Origin of the sequence: uncultured Jannaschia sp. (assembly GCF_947494055.1) — a bacterium.
GTDB lineage: Bacteria > Pseudomonadota > Alphaproteobacteria > Rhodobacterales > Rhodobacteraceae > Jannaschia.
Genome location: NZ_CANLTR010000014.1, coordinates 51,358 through 74,222, shown reverse-complemented (window position 1 = coordinate 74,222; position 22,865 = coordinate 51,358). Strand labels below are relative to the sequence as shown.

At 71.0% G+C, this 22,865-nt stretch carries 21 protein-coding genes; 12 read left to right on the top strand and 9 right to left on the bottom strand.

Annotation, left to right across the window (positions count from 1 at the left end):
• Window positions 1–435: 435 nt before the first annotated feature.
• Complete coding sequence (locus Q1A87_RS13260) at window positions 436–1,398, top strand: calcium/sodium antiporter (protein WP_299652107.1); 963 nt, start codon at window positions 436–438, stop codon at window positions 1,396–1,398.
• Between the two features lie 148 nt (window positions 1,399–1,546).
• Here Q1A87_RS13260 and Q1A87_RS13255 read toward each other — a convergent pair whose 3' ends face one another.
• The 4 genes from Q1A87_RS13255 to Q1A87_RS13240 form a co-directional block, all read right to left on the bottom strand.
• The gene (locus Q1A87_RS13255; protein WP_299652105.1) at window positions 1,547–2,020 is read right to left on the bottom strand and encodes a cytochrome c; all 474 of its coding nucleotides are present in this window, start codon (window positions 2,018–2,020) and stop codon (window positions 1,547–1,549) included.
• 365 nt (window positions 2,021–2,385) lie between these two features.
• Window positions 2,386–2,952: a c-type cytochrome gene (locus Q1A87_RS13250; RefSeq protein ID WP_299652103.1), complete on the bottom strand. Its 567-nt coding sequence runs from the start codon at window positions 2,950–2,952 to the stop codon at window positions 2,386–2,388.
• Window positions 2,949–4,220: a PQQ-dependent sugar dehydrogenase gene (locus tag Q1A87_RS13245; protein ID WP_299652101.1), complete on the bottom strand. Its 1,272-nt coding sequence runs from the start codon at window positions 4,218–4,220 to the stop codon at window positions 2,949–2,951. Before Q1A87_RS13245 ends, Q1A87_RS13250 begins: the two co-directional genes overlap by 4 nt.
• Window positions 4,221–4,439: 219 nt before the next feature.
• Window positions 4,440–5,147 carry a DnaA N-terminal domain-containing protein gene (locus Q1A87_RS13240; protein WP_299652099.1) on the bottom strand — a complete coding sequence of 236 codons (708 nt, stop codon included), beginning with the start codon at window positions 5,145–5,147 and terminating at the stop codon, window positions 4,440–4,442.
• A 416-nt stretch (window positions 5,148–5,563) separates the two neighbouring features.
• Between Q1A87_RS13240 and Q1A87_RS13235 the strand changes: the two genes are divergently transcribed.
• Together Q1A87_RS13235 and Q1A87_RS13230 are read left to right on the top strand one after the other, a co-directional pair.
• Window positions 5,564–6,856 carry an AAA family ATPase gene (locus tag Q1A87_RS13235; protein ID WP_299652097.1) on the top strand — a complete coding sequence of 431 codons (1,293 nt, stop codon included), beginning with the start codon at window positions 5,564–5,566 and terminating at the stop codon, window positions 6,854–6,856.
• A complete protein-coding gene (locus Q1A87_RS13230; RefSeq protein ID WP_299652095.1) occupies window positions 6,853–7,926 on the top strand; it encodes a ParB N-terminal domain-containing protein in 1,074 nt (357 codons plus the stop codon). The genes Q1A87_RS13235 and Q1A87_RS13230 overlap by 4 nt, the downstream gene beginning before the upstream one ends.
• A gap of 82 nt (window positions 7,927–8,008) precedes the next feature.
• Here Q1A87_RS13230 and Q1A87_RS13225 read toward each other — a convergent pair whose 3' ends face one another.
• From Q1A87_RS13225 to Q1A87_RS13205, 5 genes are read right to left on the bottom strand one after another with little or no spacing between them, the layout of a single operon-like run.
• On the bottom strand, window positions 8,009–9,382 hold the full coding sequence (locus tag Q1A87_RS13225) for a M20/M25/M40 family metallo-hydrolase (RefSeq protein ID WP_299652093.1): 1,374 nt from the start codon (window positions 9,380–9,382) through the stop codon (window positions 8,009–8,011).
• Window positions 9,379–10,119 carry an SDR family NAD(P)-dependent oxidoreductase gene (locus Q1A87_RS13220; RefSeq protein WP_299652091.1) on the bottom strand — a complete coding sequence of 247 codons (741 nt, stop codon included), beginning with the start codon at window positions 10,117–10,119 and terminating at the stop codon, window positions 9,379–9,381. The genes Q1A87_RS13225 and Q1A87_RS13220 overlap by 4 nt, the downstream gene beginning before the upstream one ends.
• Window positions 10,116–11,147 carry a 2-dehydropantoate 2-reductase gene (locus tag Q1A87_RS13215; RefSeq protein WP_299652088.1) on the bottom strand — a complete coding sequence of 344 codons (1,032 nt, stop codon included), beginning with the start codon at window positions 11,145–11,147 and terminating at the stop codon, window positions 10,116–10,118. Before Q1A87_RS13215 ends, Q1A87_RS13220 begins: the two co-directional genes overlap by 4 nt.
• Window positions 11,144–11,854: a creatininase family protein gene (locus Q1A87_RS13210; RefSeq protein ID WP_299652086.1), complete on the bottom strand. Its 711-nt coding sequence runs from the start codon at window positions 11,852–11,854 to the stop codon at window positions 11,144–11,146. Before Q1A87_RS13210 ends, Q1A87_RS13215 begins: the two co-directional genes overlap by 4 nt.
• A complete protein-coding gene (locus Q1A87_RS13205) occupies window positions 11,851–12,813 on the bottom strand; it encodes a GntR family transcriptional regulator (protein ID WP_299652084.1) in 963 nt (320 codons plus the stop codon). The genes Q1A87_RS13210 and Q1A87_RS13205 overlap by 4 nt, the downstream gene beginning before the upstream one ends.
• Before the next feature lie 181 nt (window positions 12,814–12,994).
• On the opposite strand from Q1A87_RS13205, the gene Q1A87_RS13200 reads away from it, so the two are divergent.
• From Q1A87_RS13200 to Q1A87_RS13160, 9 genes are all read left to right on the top strand, one after another.
• Complete coding sequence (locus Q1A87_RS13200; RefSeq protein WP_299652082.1) at window positions 12,995–14,581, top strand: ABC transporter substrate-binding protein; 1,587 nt, start codon at window positions 12,995–12,997, stop codon at window positions 14,579–14,581.
• Between the two features lie 57 nt (window positions 14,582–14,638).
• Window positions 14,639–15,577, top strand: coding sequence for an ABC transporter permease (locus Q1A87_RS13195; protein WP_299652080.1), 939 nt, complete (start codon window positions 14,639–14,641; stop codon window positions 15,575–15,577).
• 5 nt (window positions 15,578–15,582) lie between these two features.
• Window positions 15,583–16,410 carry an ABC transporter permease gene (locus Q1A87_RS13190; protein WP_299652078.1) on the top strand — a complete coding sequence of 276 codons (828 nt, stop codon included), beginning with the start codon at window positions 15,583–15,585 and terminating at the stop codon, window positions 16,408–16,410.
• Window positions 16,407–17,417: an ABC transporter ATP-binding protein gene (locus Q1A87_RS13185; RefSeq protein WP_299652076.1), complete on the top strand. Its 1,011-nt coding sequence runs from the start codon at window positions 16,407–16,409 to the stop codon at window positions 17,415–17,417. The genes Q1A87_RS13190 and Q1A87_RS13185 overlap by 4 nt, the downstream gene beginning before the upstream one ends.
• Window positions 17,410–18,405 (top strand): ABC transporter ATP-binding protein, encoded by a 996-nt coding sequence (locus tag Q1A87_RS13180; RefSeq protein ID WP_299652074.1) that lies wholly within the window; start codon window positions 17,410–17,412, stop codon window positions 18,403–18,405. Before Q1A87_RS13185 ends, Q1A87_RS13180 begins: the two co-directional genes overlap by 8 nt.
• 192 nt (window positions 18,406–18,597) lie before the next feature.
• Window positions 18,598–19,299 carry an FCD domain-containing protein gene (locus Q1A87_RS13175; protein WP_299652072.1) on the top strand — a complete coding sequence of 234 codons (702 nt, stop codon included), beginning with the start codon at window positions 18,598–18,600 and terminating at the stop codon, window positions 19,297–19,299.
• Window positions 19,296–20,270, top strand: coding sequence for an ABC transporter ATP-binding protein (locus tag Q1A87_RS13170; protein ID WP_299652070.1), 975 nt, complete (start codon window positions 19,296–19,298; stop codon window positions 20,268–20,270). The genes Q1A87_RS13175 and Q1A87_RS13170 overlap by 4 nt, the downstream gene beginning before the upstream one ends.
• Complete coding sequence (locus tag Q1A87_RS13165; RefSeq protein WP_299652068.1) at window positions 20,267–21,340, top strand: dipeptide ABC transporter ATP-binding protein; 1,074 nt, start codon at window positions 20,267–20,269, stop codon at window positions 21,338–21,340. The genes Q1A87_RS13170 and Q1A87_RS13165 overlap by 4 nt, the downstream gene beginning before the upstream one ends.
• A complete protein-coding gene (locus Q1A87_RS13160; protein ID WP_299652066.1) occupies window positions 21,337–22,839 on the top strand; it encodes an ABC transporter substrate-binding protein in 1,503 nt (500 codons plus the stop codon). Before Q1A87_RS13165 ends, Q1A87_RS13160 begins: the two co-directional genes overlap by 4 nt.
• The last annotated feature ends 26 nt before the right edge of the window (window positions 22,840–22,865 follow it).

The window sequence follows — 22,865 nt, the reverse complement described above, 5'->3', positions numbered from 1 at the left end:
AATCGTACCGCCCGCCTCAGCGCACGCCAGCCGCCACAGGCGCCCCTACCGCGCGAACAGTTTCGTCCCTGTCCCGCGATGCCGCCATCGACGCAGGTCACGGCGGGCGGCTGGATCGAGACGGTCCACCGGCTGCACGATCGTTGCGGGACGTCAGGTCTTAGGCGCCGAACCTCGCTTTGCAATAACGGACCACGCAGGGCCCAATCCGCGCGACAACGTCCGGAGCGCAATCCGGGCCCGCACGAACACGCGTGGTGATCGGCGGATCCGTTCCACGCGGACATCTCATCGAACCACCCCGCCTATTGCGGCCGGACCGCGCCTTCCCCATCTAGGCTTCAACCCGGCCCCGGGCCCCTCTGGCGAGCGCGCCGACCGCTTCGCGATGTCGGCGCCGCATCGTCCTGTCGTCGGCCACTGGTCCCCTCCCAAATGCTCTGGATCGAACTTTTCTCCGGCCTCGCGCTCCTCGTCGCGGGCGGCGAAGCGCTGGTGCGCGGCGCGTCGTCGCTCGCGGCCCGTCTCGGCGTCTCGCCGCTGTTGATCGGCCTCACCGTGGTGGGGTTCGGCACGTCGACGCCCGAACTCGTGACATCGCTGCAGGCCGCTTTCGCCGGCAGCCCCGGCATCGCCGTGGGCAACGTGATCGGCTCGAACATCGCCAACGCGCTCCTCATCCTCGGCATCGCGGCGATCCTGATGCCCTTCGCGGTCGAGCGCCGGGCCTTCCTGCGCGACGGGACGGCCCTTTTGGCGGCCACGCTCGCCGCCGTCGCCATCGGCCTGTGGGGCGAGCTCTCCCGTCCGGCGGGCGCGGTCCTGCTGGCCGGTCTCGTGCTGTATCTCGCGATGGCCTACCGCTCCGAACGGATCGTCGACCCCGGAACAATGGCCGACGAAGGCGCGACGCCTGCCCTGCCCGCCGCGCCGCAGACGCCGGCCACGCGCCTGCCCCTGGCCCTCATGTGGGCCGTGGGCGGCATCGCGCTGACCGTGATGGGCGCGCGCCTTCTCGTGGGCGCGTCCATCGACCTCGCCGGACTCTGGGGCGTGCCCGACGCGGTGATCGGCCTGACGATCGTGGCCGTGGGCACCTCGCTGCCCGAACTGGTGACCTCCGTCGTCGCCGCGCTGCGCCGTCAGGGGGCCATCGCCTTCGGCAACGTCGTGGGCTCGAACCTCTACAACATCCTCGGCATTCTCGGGATCACGGCGCTGGTGAAGCCGATCCCCGTCCCGCCCCAGATCGCCGTGATGGACATCTGGGTGATGCTCGGCGCCACCGTCGCCCTCGTGGCGGTCGCCGTGACCGGATGGCGTGTGTCGCGCGGCGAGGGGATGGCGCTTCTCGCGGCCTACGCGGCTTATGTCGCCTGGCTGGCCATGGGGGTCTGAGGACCGGTCGGGCCTACCGGTCACGCTGCCTGCCTGCCGGCAGCCGAACCGGGCCGGTGATCGCCTCGCCCGTCATCAGGACCGGCAGGCGATCACGACGTCGCGCCGCGGCAGGTCGTCAAGGAACGATGCGTTCAGTCCGCCGCGATCACCGCCCCGCCCCCTCGTTGACGGCGTCGTGCCGGGCCCGGACGGGCGCCGGCCAGGTCGACTTGATGTAGGAGAGGACGGCGACGATCTCCGCATCCGTGAGCACCCCGTCGAAAGCGGGCATCGCCGAAGGCGGCGCGTCCTCCATCAGGCCCGCCAGCCCGTGCTTGGTCAAAGCGAACAGCGTCGCGTCGTCGTGGTGCCAGGTATAGCCGGTCGCGTCATGCGGCGGCGCGGGCCGCAACCCGTCCGGCCCGGGTGTCCGCCAGTCCGGCTGCCCCTCCAGCGCGGCGCCGTGGCAGGCGGCGCATTCGGCGGCGTAAATCTCCGCGCCGCGGGCCGTGGTGGCGGGGTCGTCCGGGCGCAGCCGCACGCCCTCCGCGTCCGCCGGACGCAGCAATGCCACGGCGCCCGCCAGAGCGGCGAACGCGAAGGCAATCGCGGCGATCGGACGTCCGACCGAACGTCCCATGTCAGCGCGCCCCGAACCGGCGGCAGGACGCGACGGCCCCTGCCCCGGGGACCGCGGCACCGTCGCCCGCGCTCGGATCGCGTCCGCCATGCGCAGGGCGGGCCGGCCCCGTGGAGAAGGGAAGGAACGGACACATTCGGCTCATGGCCAAATACCTATAGGGGGTATGCGCTGCGGACAAGCGGTCGCCGGCACCGGGCGCGGCCTCCCATCCGACGGAGGCCCGGGAACGATCCGCGGGTGCCAGCCGCGGCCCGCTTCCACCCGGAAGCAAGGCAAGGCCCCCTGCCCCGGTCCGCGAAGGACCAGACCTTCGTGCCGGGCCGCCTCACGAGTGAGCGAACCCGGCCCCGCCGAAGGCCGCCTCAGGGCGGGGCGATCTCGAAGCCGATCGCGGCGTACCAGTCGGCGACCGCCCGGATCTCCGCATCCGACAGGTCCTGCGCGATCGGGCCCATCACCGCGCTCTCCCGCCGGCCGGACCGGAATGCCTTGAGCTGCGTCTCGATGTAGATGTTGCTCTCGCCGGCCAGATGCGGCGCGTCCTCGACCACCGAGAGCCCGTCGGCGCCGTGGCACGCCGCGCAGAGCTCCGGTGCCGCGCCCGGATCCGCCGCGAGCGTCGCCACCGGTCGGTGCGCGGCGTACCACGCCGCGAGGTCGTCGATCTGCGCATCCGTCAGCGAGGCCGCGACGACGCTCATCATCTCGTTGACCCGTTCGCCCGAACGGAAGGCGCGCAGCTGCGCCGCGAGATAGGAGGCGGGCTCGCCGCCGATATTCGGCGCCACGGGGATCTGCGCCCGCCCGTCGAGCCCGTGACAGGTGCGGCATTGCCCCGCGAGCGCGCGCCCGGCCTCGGCGTCGCCGGACTGCGCCGCGAGCGGCCCGGCGAGGAGAACCCCGCCGAGCGCCAGAACCCCAAGCCTCACTGGGCGTCCGCGTAGCTGATCCGGTAGATCGCGCCGGCCAGATCGTCGGAAACCAGCAGCGAGCCGTCGGGCAGCTCCGTCACGTCGACCGGACGCCCCAGATACTCGCCGTTCCCGTCGAGCCAGCCTTCCGCGAAGGGCTCGGTCGTGGCGTTGCCCTCCGCGTCGAGCGTGGTGACCATCACCCGCGCGCCGACCGGTTCCGTCCGGTTCCACGAGCCGTGCTGCGCGGAGAAGATCGCGTTGCGGTAGCGCTCGGGGAACATCGAGCCAGTATAGAAGGTCATCCCCAGATCGGCCGCATGCGCCGTCGTCTCCACCACCGGCATCACCGCGTCCGCGGGCGGCTCCTCGCCCTCGTATTCGGCGGTGCGCACGTCGCCGCCACCGTAATAGGGGAACCCGAAATGCTGGCCCATCTCGGTCTGGCGGTTGATCTCGCCCGGCGGGATGTCGTCGCCCATTCCGTCGACCTGATTGTCGGTGAACCACAGATCCCCGGTCTCGGGATGGAAGTCGTGCCCGACCGAGTTGCGGATTCCGTTCGTGTAGACCTCCCGCTCGGTGCCGTCGGTGTTCATCCGGATCATCCCGCCGATGCCCTCCGCGTTGTAGAGCTCCATCTTCTCCGGCGGCGGCACGTTGTGGGGCTGGCCCAGCGAGATGTAGAGCTTGCCGTCCTCGGGCCCGACGCGGCAGACGCGGGCGGAATGGTTGAAGCTCTCCTCCTCCGCAGGGATCAGATCGCCCTGCGCCACCACCTCGCCCACGGCGACGTCGGGGCTTTCGTAGAAGAACTCGGCCGCCGGGAAGATCAGGACCCGGTTCTGCTCGACCGTGTAGAGCATCCCGTCGGGGCCGAAGCAGACGCCGTTGGGAATCGTGAAGGTGAGCGAGGGCGCGAAATCCTTCACCTCGTCGGCGACGCGGTCCTTGTTGCGGTCGGTCACCGCCCAGATCTTGTCCTTGCGCGTGCCGACGAAGGTCACGATCCCCTGCGGGCCGACGGCCATGTGCCGCGCGTCGGGCACCACCGCGTAAAGCTCGATCTCGAAGCCCTCGGGCAGCTCGATCCGGTCCAGCGTCGCTCGGATGCCGTCGGCGAACGGCCCCTCCTGCGCGATCTGCTGGAAGCTCGTCGTGCCGGTCGATTGCATGTTCTGCAGCCGCTCGATGTTCCCGGGCAGATCCGCCTGCTGCGCCACGGCGGCGCCCCCCGCCAGGGCCAGGCTCCCCGCACCCAGTATCGTCGTCACCAGCTTGCTCATGTCGTCTCCTCCCTTTGTCATGCCCCCCGGGCCGCCCGCATTCGCGGGCATCCGGGCGCCGACCGGAACGGACATGCCCCGGGCAAACGGGTCGGCGGGCCGGATCAGTCTGTCCGACGCCTTCCGTTCGGGCAACAGTTTCGAGCATTGCCACAGGATTCGGCACAGGCCGCCGCGAACCCTGTCACCGGCGCGCGCCCCCTGCCCCGCCGCGCCGCCCTACGCGCCCCGGTCCACGCCGTCCGGCCCGGTCAGGACCACCGCCGCGATCCCCTGCCGCCGCGCCAGCCGCGCGAGCTCGCCCAGATAATGGCTGCGCACGTAGCTCTCGTGGAACCCGGTCGGTGCGTGCAGCACGAGCCGGCCCGCCTCCCCCTCCGCCGCGCAGCGGAGCGGCGCGATCCAGGCCGCGTAGGCGCCGGGCTCGCCGGCCTGGAACGCCTGGCAGATCGCGGCCCAGGGCCCCTGCCCCGCCACGACCGGGGCGAAGGGGACGACGTTGCCCGCGTCGGGCGCGTCGGGCGCGGCGGGCTCGGGGGCCATGCGCGCCACGTAATCCGGGCCGATCGCCGGCCAGACGGGCCGCGTGTCGCGCAGGATCGCCGCGATGCCCAGCCCGTAGCACGCTACCCGCCCCTTCGCCGCGGGCACCTTCAGCCACAGCCACTCGCGCTCGCGCAGCCGCGCCATCTCCCGCTTCACCGTCCGCGTGTCGACGCTCCAGAGCCGGGCGATCTCCGTCTGTCCGGTGGCGAGGCTGTCGCTGCGCCAGTCGTAGCGCGCGGTGATCAGCGTCATCAGCCGCAGGCTCGTGCGTTGCCGGTGCTTGTCGGCGGCGCAGGCCTCGGCCCCGAGCGCGGTCAGCAGATCGTATTTCAGCGCCGCGCCCGACGTTCCGGTCAGGCGGGCCGGATGCGGACCCGTCACGTCCGGCTCCTTATACGACGGCCGCACTTGCTCTGGCCTCTTTCCGCGCGGCCCATCCGCGTTCTCCCCGACTCGAACTCGTCGTTCTTCGCGACGATGTCCGGATTAGCGTTGAGATTGGCGCATCTGTCAAGCCGGCTGCCGCCGGCCCCCGATCCTGATCTTAAGATCGGGTATTGGCTGGTATTGCGGGACATCCTGTCTGTCCCGCCAAACGTGGCCGATGTCCCCCCAAGACCTGCGGTGACGACAGATATGTCCCACCAAGGACGCCAACCGGCGCCCTGCCGCCCCGAATCGGCCCGGGCCCATTTCCCCGCGGGGAAATCGTCAGCTGTCGCGGAGAGGTTATCGCCCTTTACGCAATCCTGCAAATCGGCGTATTTCGGGATCGAGCAGCAAAGAACGGTGACCTCATGTTCGATCACGTGGAGCTACAGCGATTGCGGGACAGCTCGCTCCGGATGCAGGGCTGGATCCGGAAGGAGACCTTCTCGCCGGCCAACGAGAAGGTGCTGCGCCGGTTCTCCTCCTGGGAGGTGGCGGAGCTGATCTTCGGGGTGAACCAGAACACCTTCCGCGGCCGCCTCGCCGCCGACCCCGCCCTGCCCTCCGGCGAGGTGGAGCCCGACGGGCGGCAGCGCTGGTTCTCGCTCGAGGAGATCAACGAGCTGCGCCGCAAGATGCGCATCAACCGCAAGGCGCTGATGCCCCGCCGCCCGGCGGGCAAGCGCGCCATCCGCGCGGCGATCGCGAACTTCAAGGGCGGCGCCGGCAAGTCGACGACCGCGTTGCACTTCGCCCATGCCGCCGCGCTCGACGGCTACCGCGTGCTCTGCATCGACTTCGACCCGCAGGCCACGCTCAGCCATTCGATGGGCCTGTCCGACGTCAACGAGGAGAACACCGTCTGGGGGATCATGGGCCGCGATCTGATCCATGAGACCGAGCGGATGAACACCGCCACCCGCGGCGCGGAGACCGGGCGCGGCGTGCCCGAACGCAAGCTGCCGGAATCGGTGCGCGGCACGGGGCTCGGCGATCTGCGCGCCACCGACTTCATCCGGCCGACCTGCTGGCCCACGATCGACATCGTCCCCTCCTGCGCGAACGCCGCCTTCGTCGAGTTCGCCTCCGCGCAGTACCGGCACGTCAACCCGGACTGGTCCTTCTTCGCCGCGGTCGATCGCTGGCTCGGCGCCCTGCCCGACGACAGCTACGACATGATCATCTTCGACTGCCCGCCCGCCATCGGATACCAGTCCATGAACGCGGTCTTCGCCGCCGACGTCCTCTACATTCCGTCTGGCCCCGGCTACTGGGAATACGATTCCACCACGTCCTTCATCGGGCAGCTCGCCGAGGCGCTCGAGGACCTGACCGGTTTCGCCGATTTCCCCGCGGGGAAATCGAAGGCGTTCATCGACGTGCGCTTCCTGCTCACCCGCTACGAGCCCTCGAACGACCTTCATCGCGCGATGCGGGACGCCTTCGGCAAGGTCTTCGGCGACCGGATGGCGGAACAGGTGATCGAGCATACCCGCGCGGTGGAGCAATCGGGGCGGTTCCTGTCCTCGGTCTACGAGATCGACTACCGGGAGATGACGCGCGAGACCTGGCGGCGCGCGCGATCGACCTTCGACGCCGCCTACACCGAGTTCCGCGGCGTTCTGCTCGAAGCCTGGGATCAGCTGGAGGATGCGTCATGAGCCGCAAGCGCCGCATGTTCGACATCGAGGTGCCCGAGGCGGAGATCCCCGAGGATATCGAGACCAAGTCGATGATCCCGCGCCGCCGCGGGCCGATGGCCACGGCGATCGGCAACACGGCGGATTCGCTTCGCAGCCGCGCGCAGATCGAGGCCGATATCCGCGCCGAGAACGACGCACTCGCGCACGAATTCGTCCGGCTGAAGAAACTGGGCCTGATCGTCGACCTGATCCCGCTCGACCGGATCCGCACGCGGAAGCTGCAACGCGACCGTCGGCGTTCGGGCGACCTCGCGCTCGACGACCTGAAGGCCTCGATCCGCGATATCGGCCTGTCGAACCCGATCCGCGTGGAGCCGAGCGGCGACGGCGAATACGAGCTCGTGCAGGGGTTCCGGCGCCTGACGGCCTATCGCGAGCTGCTGGTGGAGACGGAGGAGGCGCGCTGGACGTCGATCCCGGCGGGCATCCTTCCCGGCGGGGAAAGCGACGCGGCGCTTTACCGGCGCATGGTCGACGAGAACCTCGTCCGTAAGGGTGTGAGCTTCGCCGAAATGGCCCAGCTGGCGCGCTACTATGCCGAGGACCGGGTCGATGGCTGCGAGGACGTGGACGAGGCCGTGAACCATCTCTACGCCGCCGCGAGCCCGCAAAAACGTAGCTATATCAGACGCTTCGCGCAGATGATGTCGATGCTCGAGAAGGTGCTGTCGGCGCCGGAGCAGATCCCGCGGGCGGTCGGATTGGCCGTCATGGACCGGATCGAGACCGACCCGACCGCCCGGGCCGACCTCGTCGCGCGCCTGCGGGCGGCCGGGGAGGGGGATCAGGTCGCGGTCCTGCGGGCCTTCCTGTCCGAGCGGCCCGAACCGGTGGCCGAGCGGGTCCGGGGTGCGCCGCGCCGCTCGAAAGGCCGTGTGGCGCTCAGCGTGCCGGTGGGCGGCGGCATCCGCTGCACCGCGGCCGACGGCAAGATCGAGATGCGGGCGCGTCGGGACTTCTCGAACATCGAGCGGGGTCGCCTCGAAGCGGCGATCGAGGCGTTCTTCCGGGCGCTCGGCGAGGACTGATTTCCCCGCGGGGAAATCCGGTCCCGGCGATGCCCGGCGGTCACGGCGGAGCTGGCGTCGCGGGGACCGTGGCGGGGGGTGCCTACCGCGCGAGGCGGGCCATCAGGCGCGCCCAGCCGACCCGGCCGGCGCGGAGGCTGGAGAGGCGGAAGAACTCGTTGGGGGCGTGGTAATCCTCGTCCGAGGTAGCGAACGAGAAGAAGATCGTGCCGACACCCAGCTCCGCCGCGAAGACCGCGCCGATGGGCACGGTGGCGCCCATCGCGACGCGGAGCGGGCGGGTGCCCGTCAACTCCTCCAGGATGTCCTCGGTCACGCGCATCTCGGGCTGGTCGGGGTCGAGCGCGAAGGCGGGCGCGCCCGGACCGTGGCGACGGAGATCCATCGTGACCCCCGGCGGCAGGACGCCTTCGAGGTGGGCGCGGATGGCGTCGAAGGCCGCGTCGGGCGTCTGGCCCGCGACGAGGCGGCAGGTGATCTTCACCCGCGCCTCCGACGGGATCACCGTCTTGGTGCCCGCGCCTTGATAGCCGCCGTCGATGCCGTTGAACTCCAGCGTCGGTTCGAGCCATTGGCGGGTCAGGAAATCCGTCGCGTGGGGCAGGGGGGTCGGGCGTGGCGCGCCGATGGCGTCGTAATAGCCGGCCACGTCGAAGCCGACGGACCGGATCGCGTCGAGGATGGCGGGGTCGGGCGGCGTGACGCCGTCGGCGAAACCGGGCACCGTCACGCGGCCCTCCGCGTCGTGGAGCGTGGCGAGCATCCGGGCGAGGGCGCGGATCGGGTTCGGCGCCGTGCCGCCGTGGCGGCCGGAATGAAGGTCCTTGCCCGCGCCCCGCAGCGTGAGTTCCAGCGCCAGCATCCCCCGGCTGGCGACGGTTATCGAGGGCAGGTCCGGACGCCACGACGCGCCGTCGGCGGAGACGACCACGTCGCAGGCGAGCCGGTCGGCCAGGGCGGCGACGGTGGGGGCGAAGTGCGGCGAGCCGGATTCCTCCTCCCCCTCGATCAGGAACTTGAGGTTGATCGGGGGACGCCCGACGGTCTCGGCCCAGGCGCGGGTCACGACGAGGGGCAGCAGGAGCGAGCCCTTGTCGTCGGACGCGCCGCGCGCGTAGAGGCGGTCGTCGCGGATCTCGGGCGCGAAGGGCGGGCTCAACCAGAGGTGGAGCGGGTCGGGCGGCTGCACGTCGTAATGGCCGTAGAGCAGGATCGTCGGCTGCGCCGGGTCCGTGATCCATTCGCCGTAGATGCAGGGATGGCCGCCGGTCTCGACCGTCTCGACCACGGGCACGCCGGCCTCGGTCAGGCGGTCGGCGACGAAGGCGGCGGCGCGGCGCACGTCGTCGGCATAGGCCGGGTCGGTGGAGACGCTCGGGATGCGGCAGAACGCCATCAGCGTCTCGATCGTCTCGGCGTCGCGATCCGCGAGCCAGCGTTCCTGTTCGTCCGTCATTTGCCACCGTCCACGCCGAGGGTTTCGCCCGTGATCCAGCCCGCCTGGTCGGAGGCGAGAAACAGGACCGCGTTCGCGATGTCGCCGGCCGTGCCGAGCCGCCGCATCGCGATGTTCTTCAGGAGCGCCTGCTGCCCGTCTTCGCCCATTGCCTCCCATTGGCGTTCGCTCGTGGGGTTGGAGCGCACGAAGCCGGGGGCCACGCAGTTCACGGTAATGCCGTGGGGGCCGAGCTCGTGGGCGAGCTGTCGGGTGAGGCCGATCTGGCCGGCCTTGGCGGCGGCGTAGGCCTGGATGCCGGTGAGGCTGATTCCGCGGCCGGCGCCGGAGGAGATGTTCACGATACGTCCCGCGCCCCGCGCCTTCATCGCGGGGGCCACGGCCTGCGCCATCTGGAAGGTGCCGGTGAGGTTGGCGTCGAGGACGCTGTGCCACTCGGTCGCCGTGACCACCTCCAGCGGGCGCCCGACCTGACCGCGCACGCCGCCGGCGCAATTGACGAGGATTTCCGCCCCGAGCGCCGGGACCAGCGCCTGCCCCGCGCGCGGGTCGGAGATGTCGAGCGCGTGCGGCGCGATGCGGTCGGTCCCGGTCCCGATGCGGGCGAGGCCGGCCTCGTCCACGTCGATGGCGTGGACCCGCGCGCCCAGATCGGCGAAGGCCGTCGCGATGGCGCGGCCGATGCCCTGCGCGGCGCCGGTGACGAGGACGACGCGGTCGTCGAAGGCGATCCTCATGCCGTCCCCCCGCCAAGCTCGGTCAAGTTCGCGCGCGCGAGGGGGCGGCGTCCGGCCTCGATCTCCGCGATCGTCGCCATCAGCCGTTCGGTGAGCGGGGTGGGGCAGTCGTGGGTGCGGCCGGAGGCGACGATGGGGCCGAGCTGCGCCTCGCATTCGGTCTTGCGCTTGCGGATGGCGAGGTCGCGCCAGATGCCGGAATGGGTCTTGGTGGACCGGCGGTTGTGGGCGACCATCTCCGCGAAGGAGCGGTCGAGCGCGGCCTGGCCGGCGCCGGGCGCGAAGGCGGCGGGGTCGAAGCCGTCGAACCCTTCCGGGGTCACGCCCTCCGCCGCCACTATGGCGCCGACCTCCTGCCCGAGCGCGGTCAGGACCGGGCGGGAGGCGGGATCGGCCAATACGTCGGCGATGGAATCGTCGGTCAGGGCCGTGCCGAAGAGGAGGGCGCCGTAGGTCATCTTGCCCCAGAGATAGCCCCAGATGTCGGGCGTGACGATGGCGGCGTCGTCGAAGTCGCACATGAGGGCGTGAAGCGCGTCGATGCGGGGCGTCGCGGTGCCGTCGAGCTCGCCCACCACGACCGCGCCGCGGCCCGAATAATGCACCACGCCGGGGGCGAGGTAATCGGCGCCGAAATTGACGAAGCAGCCGATGGTCCGCTCCGCGCCCACGACCTCCGCGATCACCCGCTCGTTCAGTCCGTTCTGCGCGGAGACGACGTAGCCGTCGGGGGCGACATGCGGGGCGAGCGCGGCGATGGCGGCGTCGGTATGGAGCGCCTTCACGCAGAGGAAGGTGCGGGTGAAGGTGCCCTCGAGATCGCCGGGCAGATGCGCTGTCGCGGTCACGCGGTCGGGGCGGACGGGGCCGTCGATGGTCAGCCCGTCGGACTTCATCGCGGCGACATGGGCGGCGTCGGTGTCGACGAAGACGACCTCGTGGCCCGCGCGCAGGAAGCCCGCGCCGAGGCTGCCGCCGATGGCGCCGGCGCCCCAGATCAGGATCGGACCCGCGTCGGACGCGTTCATCGGCGCGTCTCGGGCCAGGGACCCTCCATCAGCGCGCGCGTCTCGGCCACCCCGGTGTCCCAGATCGCCTGCATCTCCGCATCGTCGCGCTGGTAGTAGCCGCCGAAATTGCCGTCGCCGAGCGCCTCGCGGAAGGCTTGCGGGTCCATCGCACGGGTCGCGGTCAGGTCGATCATCGGCTTTCGTTGCTTGGGCAGGTCGCCCGGCAGCCGCGTCCAGGGGAAGTTCTCCATCCAGGAGGCGTGGCTCGCCACCGGGTCGATCGCCTGTACCTTGGCGAGGGTCTCGGGCGCGTTCCACCAGTTGTGGAACTTGACGCTGCTGCCCGGGTGGTCGGCCATCCATTCGATGGCGAGGCTTCCGGCGGGTGCGTTGCCGCCGTGGCCGTTGACGACGAAGATGCGGCGGAAGCCCTGCTCGTGGAGGCCGTCGAGGATGTCGCGGATCACGGCGAGGTACGTCGCGACGCGCAGGCTGATCGTGCCGGGATAGGCGCGGAAATAGGGGGTGACGCCGTAGGCCACGACCGGGAAGACCGGCAGGCCCAGCGGCTCGGCCGCCTCCACCGCCATCCGCTCCGCCAGGATCGAGTCGACCGAGAGCGACAGGCCCGCATGCTGCTCGGTGGAGCCCAGCGGCAGCACGGCGAGGTCGCTCTGGCGCAGGTGGTCCTCGACCTGCTGCCAGGTCATGTCGGAGATCTTCAAGAGGCTTCCTTTCGGCTGTCGGGGACGGGCAGGCCCAGCCGCGGCGCGACCAGCCGGTCGATGTCGCCGGGATCGGGGACGTGGCGGTATTCGATGAACGTGGCGCCGGGGCGGGCCGCCTCCGCCGCGGCTTCGGCGCCGGTGGACATGACAACCACGTCGGCCCGGGCCAGCAGGGCGGGCAGGTCCGCCGCGCCCTGTACCCGCGGCGTGACCGAGCGGACATGGGCGGCGAAGCGGCGCACGCCCAGCGTCAGGATCGGCAGGAAATCCTCGAACCGGGAGACCGCCACCAGCCGCGCCATCGGGTCGAGCGCGGCCAGCGCCGTCCGCGTCGCCTCCGCCGGGATGAAGCGCAGCGTCACGATGCGGTCGGGATCGGCCACCACGCCCGCGAGCCGGTCGTGCAGGTTGGCGAAGGTCAGGACGAGGTCGGCCTCCGCGAGCCGCCGGGCGAGCTCGGCCTCGTCGGGCGCCTCGTCGAGGAGCGCGATGGATTCGGGCGCGAGCCCGGTCTGCGCGCCGACGCGGGCGGCGTAGCTGCGCGTGGCCTCCGCGAAGAGGCCGACCATGACGACGCGCGGGGCGGGGGCGGGGGCGGGGTCGCGCGCCGCGACGAGCGAGAGAAGATCGGCCATGCCCAGCCCGTGCGACGCGGCCTCCGCGACCAGCCGGTCGATCGAGGCCCAGAGCCCGCCGCCGCCGGTCGCGCCCAGCCGGGACAGCGCGCTCTCGCTGACGAAGGTGCCGGCCCCGGCGCGCGCCTCGACCAGGCCGGAGGCCTTCAGGTCGGCATAGACGCGGGTCACGGTCATCGGCGCGAGGCGCGCGCGCTCCGCCAGCTCGCGCACCGAGGGCAGGGGGTCGCCCACCGCGAGCGCGCCCGACGCGATCCGTGTGACGAGGGCCGCGCGGACCTGCTGGCGCGCAGGGATGGCGGAGTCGCGGTCGATCCTCATCTCCATCCGATCCTGCCCCGAGCGTTCTTACATTTGAGGACGATTTGTGCGCATCCAGCCGGATATTGCAGCAGGGACCCGTGATTTGCCAGCCCGAACGGCCGGAACCGTACTATTGACTTGATACGGAATAGCTGGAACGGCTTGACGCAAGGGGACAGCACAACACGGGGGAAGACCGATGACACCGAGACGCATGACGTTTCTGGCCGCGTCCGTCGCGGCGCTGGCGGGCTCGACCGCGCTCGCCACGGCGCAGGAGCGGGGCGGGGTGATGACCTACGGCCGCTATCAGGATTCGCTGTTCCTCGATCCGGTCCTGAACGACGCCAACGTGGACATCTGGATCCTGTCCAACATGTACGACACGCTGCTCCTGCCGACGGCGGACGGGCAGGGGGTCGAGGCCGGGCTCGCCACCGAATGGTCGGTCTCCGAGGACGGCCTGACCGTGACGCTGACGATGCGCGAGGGGATCATGTTCTCCGACGGCACGCCGATCACCACCGAGGACGTGATCTGGTCGCTCGACCGGGCGCGCAACCCCGACAACGGCATCTGGAACTTCCTGCTCGCCGCGATCTCCGAGGTCACCGCGCCCGACGACGCGACGATCGAGATCGCGCTCTCCCAACCGGACCCGGCCTTCATCCCGGCGCTGTCGGTCTTCAACGCGGCGATCATGCCGAAGGCCGCCTTCGAGGGGATGCCCGGCGAGACCGATCTCGAGAAGGCCACCGCCTTCGCCGAAGCCCCGATCGGCTCCGGGCCGTTCACGCTGGAGAGTTGGGATCGCGGCTCGACCCTGAAGCTCGTCCGGAACGAACATTACTGGGCCGAGGGCGCCGACGGCGAACCGTTGCCCTATCTCGACGGCGTGACCTTCGAGGTGATCCCCGACGACGCGACCCGCATCCTGCGCGTGCAATCGGGCGAGATCGACGGGGCCGAGCTCATTCCCTTCGCGCGGGTGGGCGAACTGGAGGCCGACCCGAACATCAACATGGAGCTGTTCCCCTCGACCCGCGTGGCGGACATCATCCTGAACGTGCGCCCGGAGATCGAGGGCGCGGAGAACCCGCTCTCGGACGTGAAGGTGCGGCAGGCGATGAACTACGCCGCCAACAAGGACGCGATCATCCAGGTCGTGACCTTCGGCGTGGGCACGCCCACCTCGTCGTTCATGTCGTCGACCACGCCGCTGCATACCGGCGAGGGCGCGGTCTTTCCCCACGACCTCGCGCAGGCGCAGGCGCTGATGGCCGGGTCGGGCTACCCGGACGGCTTCTCCGCCGAGATCCTGATCCTCGCGGGCAGCCAGGACGAGCTCGGCATCGCCACGGCCCTGCAACAGATGTGGAGCCAGATCGGCATCGACCTGACGATCTCCCAGGTCGACAACGCCACGCGGACCGAGGAATACCGCAACGGCACCTTCCAGATGCGGGCCGGGGCCTGGACCAACGACATCGCCGATCCGAGCCAGATCACCTCCTACTTCGCGTATTCGCCGACCATCGAGGCGCTCCATTCGGGCTGGATGTCCGAGGAGGTGGACGAACTCTTCGAGGCGTCGCAATCGGAGATGGCCGAGGCCGCGCGCGCCGATCAGTTCGCCCGCATCCAGGAGATCTACAATATGGAGGGGCCGATCATCCTGCTCTACGAGACGCCCTATCCGGTGGCGCTCCAGCAGAACGTGAAGGGCTTCAACCAGATCCCGCTGGGCAACAACATCTTCCGCGAAGCCTATCTCGAGACCGAGTGAGGCCTGCCGGGCGGGGGCGCGCCGCGCCCGCCCGCGGAGATCCGAAGGACGATCGCGATGTCGCTTCCCGAATTCCTGGGCCGCCGGCTGCTGCAGCTCGTGCCGACGCTCCTCTTCATCCTGATCGTCGTCTTCGTGCTGGTCCGGCTGCTGCCCGGCGACCCGGCGAGCGCGATCCTGGGCGACCGCGCGCTCGACGCGGACGTGGAACGTATAAACCGCGAGCTCGGGCTCGACCGGCCGCTGCCGGTGCAGTTCTGGGCGTTCCTGAAATCGGTCGCGACCGGAAATCTTGGCAATTCCATCTCCATGAAGATCCCCGTCACGCAGCTCATATGGGAGCGTCTGCCGATCACCATGCTGCTCACCTTCATGGCGGCGACGATCGCGGTGGTGGTGGCGGTTCCGCTGGCCTTCGTCGCCGCGCTGCGTCGCGACCGGGTGGCCGACAGCGTGATCCGCGGCGGGTTCCAGGTCGGGCTGTCGATGCCGGTCTTCTACGTGGGGCTGATCCTGCTGACGGTGTTCGGCGCGAAGCTGCGGTGGTTCCCGGTCGGCGGCTACGGCGACGGGTTCCTCGACCACCTCTACCACCTGTTCCTGCCGGCGGTGACGCTCGCGCTGTCGCTCTCGGCGATCCTGATGCGCAACCTGCGCTCGGCGATCATCGGGGTGGTGGACGCGGAATACGTGACCTTCGCCCGCGCCAAGGGGTTGCGCGCCCGGCTCATCCTGTTCCGCCACGTCCTGCGCAATGCGCTCATCTCCACGCTCGCGCTGTTCGGCCTTTCGATCGGAACGCTGCTGGGCGGCGCGGTGATCACCGAGACGGTCTTCGCCGTGCCGGGGGCGGGCCGGCTGATGATCGACAGCATCTACGGGCGCGACTACCCGGTGGTGCAGGGGCTGACCATCGCGCTCGCCGTGCTGGTCTCGGTCACTTTCGTGCTGACCGACATCCTGCAGGCCTGGCTCGACCCGCGGGTGACCCGATAGTCGCCGTGTCCCATATCCCGCGCCGCGCGCTGTCGCTGCCGCGCCCGCTGCTCCTGGGCGGTGCGATCCTGCTGGCGAGCACGCTCGTCGCGGCCTTTCCCGGGGCTGTCGCGCCCTACGACCCGCTGGCGATGGATTACGTCAACCTTCTCGCCCCGCCGAGCGCGGCGCATCCGTTCGGGACCGACAATTTCGGCCGCGACGTGCTGTCCCGCGTGCTCCACGCCTACACGATCGACATGCAGATCGCGCTCTTCGCGACGCTGTTCCCCTTCGTCTTCGGCACCCTCGTCGGCGCGGTGGTCGGCTATGTCGGCGGCACGCCGGAGGCGGTGTTCGGGCGGGTCGTGGACGCGGTGATCACCTTCCCGTTCCTCGTCCTCGTGATCGCCATCGTCTCGGTGCTGGGGCCGGGGCTGGGCAACATGTACATCGCGATCGGCGTCGTCGGCTGGGTCTTCTACGCGCGGATCGTGGCGGCCGAGGTCAAGGTGCAGACGCGGCTGGACTACGCCGATGCCGGCCGCGCGATGGGCTACACCCATGCGCGGATCGTGTTCCGCCACCTGCTGCCCAACGCGATCACGCCGGCCGTGGTCTACTGGATGACCGACATGGCGCTCGCCATCCTGCTCGGCTCCTCGCTGGGCTATCTCGGCCTCGGCGCGCAGCCGCCCGCCGCGGAATGGGGGGTGCAGATCGCGGACGGCAAGAACTTCATGGCGACGGCGTGGTGGATCTCGGTCTTTCCCGGCATCGCCATCGTCATCACCGGCCTCGGGTTCTCGCTGCTGGGCGACGGGCTGGCCGAGGTGCTGCGGGGGCGGCGATGAGCGGGCCGGTCCTGCGGGTGCGCGACCTCATCACGACCTTCGGGCAGGGGGCGCAGGCGTTGTGCGCGGTCGACGGCGTCTCCTTCGACGTGGGGCCGGGCGAGGTTCTGGGATTGGTGGGCGAGAGCGGGTCGGGCAAGAGCGTGACGCTGCGCTCGCTCCTGCGGCTCCTTCCGGCGGGGGGCCATGTCGCGGGCCGGGTCGAGTGGCAGGGGCGCGACGTGCTCGCCATGTCCGAGGCGGAACTGCGCGGGGTGCGGGGCGGCCAGATCTCGATGATCTTCCAGGAGCCGATGACGGCGCTCAATCCCGTCCTGCCGGTGCGCGTGCAGATCGAGGAGAACCTGCGCGCGCATACCGATCTCGACGGGCGGGGCCGTCGCGCGCGGTCGCGGGAGCTGATGGACCTCGTCGGCATCCCCGATGCGGGCCGCCGGCTCGACGAGTACCCGCACCAGTTCTCGGGCGGGATGCGCCAGCGGGTGATGATCGCCATCGCGCTGGCCTCCGACCCGAAGCTGCTTCTGGCCGACGAGCCGACCACGGCGCTCGACGTCACGATCCAGGACCAGATCCTTCACCTGATCCTCGACCTGCGCGACGCGCTCGCCATGAGCGTCGTCTTCGTCACCCACGACCTCGGCGTGGTCTCGGCCACCTGCGACCGGATGGCGGTGATGTATGCCGGCCGGATCGTGGAGGAGGGGGCGGTCCGGGACGTCTTCGCCGGGCCGCGCCACGCCTATACGCGCGGGCTTCTGGGCTCGATCCCGCAGGCCGGGGCGGAGCGGTCGATGCTGCTCTCCATCGAGGGGACGCCGCCGGGGCTGGCCGCGATTCCGCCCGGCTGCGCCTTCAACCCGCGCTGCGACTTCGCCACCGAAATCTGCCGGGCGGTCCGGCCGGATCTCGCGGAGATGGCGCCGGTGCACCGCGCGGCCTGTCACAACGCCGAGGCGGTCGCCGCCGCCGGATCGCCGGTCAGGTCGGCGCTCGCCGATGGTTGAGGCGCTGCTCTCCGCGGAGGACGTGTCGAAGGACTTTGCCTTCCCGCGCTCCGTCGTGGACCTGCTGCGGCGCCGGCATGTGACGGCGGTCCATGCGCTGAACGGCGTCAGCCTCGACGTGCGCCGCGGCGAGACGCTCGGCATCGTGGGGGAGTCGGGTTGCGGCAAGTCCACGCTGGCGCGCTGCCTCGTGCGGCTCCATGACTGCGACCGGGGCCGGGTGGTCTTCGACGGGACCGATATCGCGACGCTCCGGGGCGCGGCGCGGCGGCGGTTCAATGCGCGGGTCCAGATGATCTTCCAGGACCCCTATTCGTCGCTGAATCCCCGGATGAGCGTGCGCCAGATCCTGTCGGAGGCGCTGCGCGTCCACCGGATGCGGCCGGCGGGCGAGATCGACGGGCGGATCGCGGAGCTGCTCGAGATGGTGCGCCTGCCCGCCGACGCGGCCGACCGGCATCCGCACGCGTTTTCCGGCGGCCAGCGGCAGCGGATCGGCATCGCCCGCGCGCTCGCCGTGGAGCCGGAGGTGCTGGTGGCCGACGAGCTCGTCTCCGCGCTCGACGTGTCGGTGCAGGCGCAGGTGGTGAACCTGCTGCTGGAACTGCAGGACCGGCTCGACCTCACCATCGTCTTCGTCGCCCACGATCTGCGGCTGGTGCGACACATCTCGCACCGGGTCGCGGTGATGTATCTGGGGAAGGTGGTCGAGGTCGCGCCGACCGAGGCGCTGTTCACCGATCCGCGCCACCCCTACACGCAGGCGCTTCTGGCGGCGGCCCCGGAGATCGACCCCGGCCGCCGGTCGCGCCGCGCCGGCGCGCGGGGCGAGTTGCCGAGCCCGATCGACCTGCCCCCGGGCTGCCTGTTCCACACGCGCTGTCCGCACGCCTTCGACCGCTGCCCCCGCGACGTGCCCGAACTCGGGCCACGCGGGCCGGGCCACGCCGCCGCCTGCCATCTCGACGCGCCGGCGCCTCGCCCGTGAGCGCCGGGGCGGCCTCCGGGTTCGCCTGACCATGCGACACGACCTGTCCCACGACCGCCCGATCCCGGGCAGATGACGCATGCCGGTGCCGGAAAACCGGGCATTCGGCCGGGGGCGGGTCGGATCGTCAATGCAAGCTTGACCTGAGAGCGAACCAATGCGCATTTGGTTCGGAAGGGTAGGGAGGTGCGTGTGCCCGACGGAACCGACGAAAGCGCCACGTCCGACGACGCCGCGCGGGCCTTTGCCGCCCTGCGACGCATGATCGATGCCGGACGCCTGCCGGCCGACGGCCGCCTGCCCACCGAACGCGAACTCGCGGCCGAGTTCGGCGTCGGCCGCCGGGCCGTGCGCCGCGCGATCGAGCGTTTGCAGGCGGAGGGGCTGGTCTGGCGGCGGCAGGGCAAGGGCACCTTCCTCGGACAGCCGCCCGATCCCGCCGCGCTGATGGCCGCGCATGCCGCGCCCGAGGCGGACCCGCTCTCGGTCATGGAGGCGCGCCTCGTCGTCGAGCCCGGGCTGGCCGCGCTCTGCGCCGCGCGCGCCGACGCGGAGGACGTGGCCCGCCTGCGCGATCTCGCCGCCCGCACGAACCAGGCCGCCGGCACGTCGCAGGCGGAACTCTGGGATGGCGCGCTGCACCGGCTGATCGCCCGGATCGCCGGCAATCCCGTCCTGCTGACGACCTTCGCCTTCCTCGACGAGGTCCGCCTCGAGGCCGGCTGGCAGGAGACGCGGGCCCGGGCGCGCAACGCGGATGCGCTCGCGCTCTACGAATGTCAGCACGCCGAGATCGTGGACGCCATCGCCGCAGGCGACGGGGACCGCGCGGAGCGGGCGATGCGCAGCCACCTCACGGCATTGCGCGACCGGATGCGGGCGGCGGGGGCATGAGCGCGCTGCTGGAGGTCCGCGACCTGTCCATCGCCATCGCCGGGGCGGCGCGGCCGCTGGTGGACCACGTGTCCTTCGACGTCGCGGCCGGCGAGACGCTCTGCATCGTGGGCGAGTCGGGCTGCGGCAAGTCGCTGACCGCGCTGGCCCTGATGGGGCTCCTGTCCAATCCGCCGCTGCGGCGGACGGGGGGCACGGCCCGGTTCCGCGACCGCGACCTCTTCGAGTTGCCGCCACGCGAGCTGCGCGACCTGCGCGGCGGCGAGATGGCGATGATCTTCCAGGAGCCGATGACCTCGCTCAACCCCGCGCTCACCGTGGGCGACCAGATCGTCGAGGCGGTGCGCACCCACCGGGCCTGCAGCGCGGCCGAGGCGCGGGACCGGGCGCTGGAGATGCTGCGCCGCGTCCGCATCCCCGCCCCCGAGAAGCGGCTGGGGGAGCATCCGCACGCGCTGTCGGGCGGCATGCGGCAGCGGGCGATGATCGCGATGGCACTGGCCAACGACCCCGCGCTCCTGATCGCGGACGAGCCGACGACGGCGCTCGACGTGACGGTGCAGGCGCAGGTGCTCGACCTGATGGTGACGCTGCAACGCGAGAGCGGGGCGGGCATGATGCTGATCACCCACGATCTGGGCGTCGTGGCGGGCCTCGCCGACCGGGTGGCGGTGATGTATGCCGGGCGCATCGTCGAGACCGGGCCCGTCGCCGCGATCTTCGACGACCCGCAGCATCCCTACACGCTGGGCCTGATCCGCTCGATCCCCGCGCTATCCGGCGAGCGGCGGCGGCTGGCCACGGTGCCGGGCACGGTGCCCACGGCCGCGGCGATGCCGCCGGGCTGCCGCTTCGCGCCGCGCTGCCCCTTCGCCGGCCCGGATTGCCGCGCGGCGCCGCCGCTCGCCGAGATCACGCCCGGCCACCGCGTCGCCTGCCACCGTGCGCCCATCGAGGAGAAGGCGGCATGAGCGACGTGGTGTTGGAGGCCGTGGGACTGGAGAAGCGCTTTACCCGCCGCCGGCTTTTCGCGGCAGACACCGTGGTGCGCGCGGTGAACGGCGTCGACCTCGCCGTGCGGCGCGGCGAGACCTATGCGATCGTGGGCGAGTCGGGCTGCGGCAAGTCGACGATGGCGCGGCTGCTGCTGACGTTGATGAGGCCGTCGGGCGGCACGGTGCTCTACGAGGGGCGCGACACGGCCGGCATGTCGGACCGGGAGCTGCGCGCGCTGCGCCGCGACCTGCAGGTGATCTTCCAGGACCCGTTCTCCTCCCTCAACCCGCAGATGAGCGTCGGCGCCCTGATCGAGGAGCCGCTGCGCGTCCACGGGATCGGCACGGCGGCGGAGCGGCGCGCGACGGCCGCGGCGATGCTGGCCCGCGTCGGCCTGCGTCCCGAGCATGCCGACCGCTACCCGCACGAATTCTCCGGCGGCCAGCGCCAGCGCATCGGCATCGCCCGCGCTCTCGTGACCGGCCCCAAGGTGGTGATCGGCGACGAGCCCGTGAGCGCGCTCGACGTGTCGATCCAGGCGCAGGTCATCAATATCCTCGCCGCGCTGAAGGCGGAGATGGGGCTGACGCTGGTGCTGATCGCCCATGACCTCGCCGTGATCCGGCACATGGCCGACCGCGTGGCGGTGATGTATCTGGGCGAGATCGTCGAGGAGGCGCCGGCCGACGACCTCTTCGCGCGGCCCGCCCACCCCTATACGGCGGCGCTGATGGCGGCGATCCCGATCCCCGAGACCGGCGCGCGCGCCCCCGCCGCCACGCTGGAGGGGGAGCCGCCGAACCCGGTCGCGCCGCCCCCGGGCTGCCGCTTCCACCCGCGCTGCCCGCATGCGCGCGACAATTGCCGGACGGACCACCCCGCGCTGCGCGAGCTGGGGGACCGCCGCGTCGCCTGCCACTACGCCGAGGAGCTGACGCTGCCGGGGATCGCCGCCGGGACGCAGCGCCGTGCCCCCGCCGTCGAGCGCCGCTTCGCCCTGCTCGACGCGAGAACGCAAGACAACGACAGAGGAGAGAGACCATGAAACTTCTGACCATCACCACCGCGCTCGGCCTGATGGCCGGAGCCGCGGCCGCGCAGGATCTCAGGATCGCGCTGCAATCGGATGCCGACGTGCTCGACCCCGACCAGTCGCGCACCTTCGTCGGCCGGATCGTCTATACCTCGATGTGCGACAAGCTGGTGGACATCTCGCCCGAGCTCGAGATCATCCCGCAGCTCGCCACCGAATGGTCGTGGAACGAGGACGGCACCGTCCTGACCATGCAACTGCGCGAGGACGCGACCTTCCACGACGGCACGCCCTTCAACGCCGAGGCGGTCGTGCGCAACATCGAGCGCAGCCAGAACCTCGACGAGAGCCGCCGCAAGTCCGAGGTGGCCAGCATCGAGAGCGCCGAAGCGACGGGCGAATACGAGGTGACGTTCACGCTCGGCGCCCCCGACGCGACGCTGATCTCGCAATTCGCCGACCGCGCGGGGATGATGATCAGTCCCGACGCGGCCGACGCGGCCGGCGTGGAGTTCGGCCTGAACCCGGTCTGCTCCGGCCCGTTCAAGTTCCAGGAGCGCATCGCGCAGGACCGGATCGTGCTCGAGCGCTTCGACGAATACTGGAACGCCGACGCCTACCATTTCGACACGGTGACGTTCCTGCCGATCCCCGACACGACGGTGCGCTTCGCCAACCTGCGCTCGGGCGACATCGACCTGCTGGAACGGCTCGCCACCGCCGACATTCCCGCCGCCGAGGCCGATCCGGGGATCGAGGTCCAGTCGGCCACCTCGCTCGGCTATCAGGGCATCACCTTCAACGTCGGCAACGGCGACCGGGCCGACAATCCGTGGGGCGAGGACAAGCGGCTGCGTCAGGCGCTCTCGCTCGCCATCGACCGCAACGCGCTGAACCAGGTCGTCTTCGACGGCTCCTTCGTGCCGGGCAACCAGCCCTTCCCGCCGACCTCGCCCTGGTACGACGCCGATCACCCCGTGCCCGAGCGCGACGTGGAGGCGGCGCGCGCCCTCCTGGCGGAGGCGGGCTACCCGGACGGAATCGACCTCGAGGTGCAGGCGCCCAACACCAACGTGCCGCTTCAGGTCATGCAGGTGATCCAGGCAATGGCCGCCGAGGCGGGGATCAACATCTCGATCACCGCCAAGGAATTCGCCACGATGCTGACCGACCAGACGGCCGGCGACTACACGGCGAGCCAGGTCGGCTGGTCCGGCCGGGTCGACCCCGACGGCAACATCCACCAGTTCGTCACCACCGAGGGCGGCATCAACGACAGCGGCTTCTCCGACGAGACCGTGGACCAGGCGCTCGACGCCGCGCGGACCTCGAACGAGACCGAGGCGCGCAAGGCCGATTACGACTCCGCCCGCGACGTGCTGATCGACGAGTCGCCGCTGGTCTATCTCTACCACGACGCCTGGGTGACCGCGCTCGACGCCGGCATCGAGGGCTACGTGGCCTATCCCGACGGCATGATCCGCCTCGAAGGCGTGACGATGTCCGAGTGACGCGACCCCGCGGGGCCCCCGGCGGG

What these genes read in the sequence shown, in the direction of transcription:
- Q1A87_RS13260 (WP_299652107.1), top strand. Translation starts at nt 436, where the DNA reads ATGCTCTGGATCGAACTTTTCTCCGGCCTCGCGCTCCTCGTCGCGGGC.
- Q1A87_RS13255 (WP_299652105.1), bottom strand. Translation starts at nt 2,020, where the DNA reads ATGGGACGTTCGGTCGGACGTCCGATCGCCGCGATTGCCTTCGCGTTC.
- Q1A87_RS13245 (WP_299652101.1), bottom strand. Translation starts at nt 4,220, where the DNA reads ATGAGCAAGCTGGTGACGACGATACTGGGTGCGGGGAGCCTGGCCCTG.
- Q1A87_RS13235 (WP_299652097.1), top strand. Translation starts at nt 5,564, where the DNA reads ATGTTCGATCACGTGGAGCTACAGCGATTGCGGGACAGCTCGCTCCGG.
- Q1A87_RS13230 (WP_299652095.1), top strand. Translation starts at nt 6,853, where the DNA reads ATGAGCCGCAAGCGCCGCATGTTCGACATCGAGGTGCCCGAGGCGGAG.
- Q1A87_RS13225 (WP_299652093.1), bottom strand. Translation starts at nt 9,382, where the DNA reads ATGACGGACGAACAGGAACGCTGGCTCGCGGATCGCGACGCCGAGACG.
- Q1A87_RS13220 (WP_299652091.1), bottom strand. Translation starts at nt 10,119, where the DNA reads ATGAGGATCGCCTTCGACGACCGCGTCGTCCTCGTCACCGGCGCCGCG.
- Q1A87_RS13215 (WP_299652088.1), bottom strand. Translation starts at nt 11,147, where the DNA reads ATGAACGCGTCCGACGCGGGTCCGATCCTGATCTGGGGCGCCGGCGCC.
- Q1A87_RS13205 (WP_299652084.1), bottom strand. Translation starts at nt 12,813, where the DNA reads ATGAGGATCGACCGCGACTCCGCCATCCCTGCGCGCCAGCAGGTCCGC.
- Q1A87_RS13200 (WP_299652082.1), top strand. Translation starts at nt 12,995, where the DNA reads ATGACACCGAGACGCATGACGTTTCTGGCCGCGTCCGTCGCGGCGCTG.
- Q1A87_RS13195 (WP_299652080.1), top strand. Translation starts at nt 14,639, where the DNA reads ATGTCGCTTCCCGAATTCCTGGGCCGCCGGCTGCTGCAGCTCGTGCCG.
- Q1A87_RS13185 (WP_299652076.1), top strand. Translation starts at nt 16,407, where the DNA reads ATGAGCGGGCCGGTCCTGCGGGTGCGCGACCTCATCACGACCTTCGGG.
- Q1A87_RS13180 (WP_299652074.1), top strand. Translation starts at nt 17,410, where the DNA reads ATGGTTGAGGCGCTGCTCTCCGCGGAGGACGTGTCGAAGGACTTTGCC.
- Q1A87_RS13170 (WP_299652070.1), top strand. Translation starts at nt 19,296, where the DNA reads ATGAGCGCGCTGCTGGAGGTCCGCGACCTGTCCATCGCCATCGCCGGG.
- Q1A87_RS13165 (WP_299652068.1), top strand. Translation starts at nt 20,267, where the DNA reads ATGAGCGACGTGGTGTTGGAGGCCGTGGGACTGGAGAAGCGCTTTACC.
- Q1A87_RS13160 (WP_299652066.1), top strand. Translation starts at nt 21,337, where the DNA reads ATGAAACTTCTGACCATCACCACCGCGCTCGGCCTGATGGCCGGAGCC.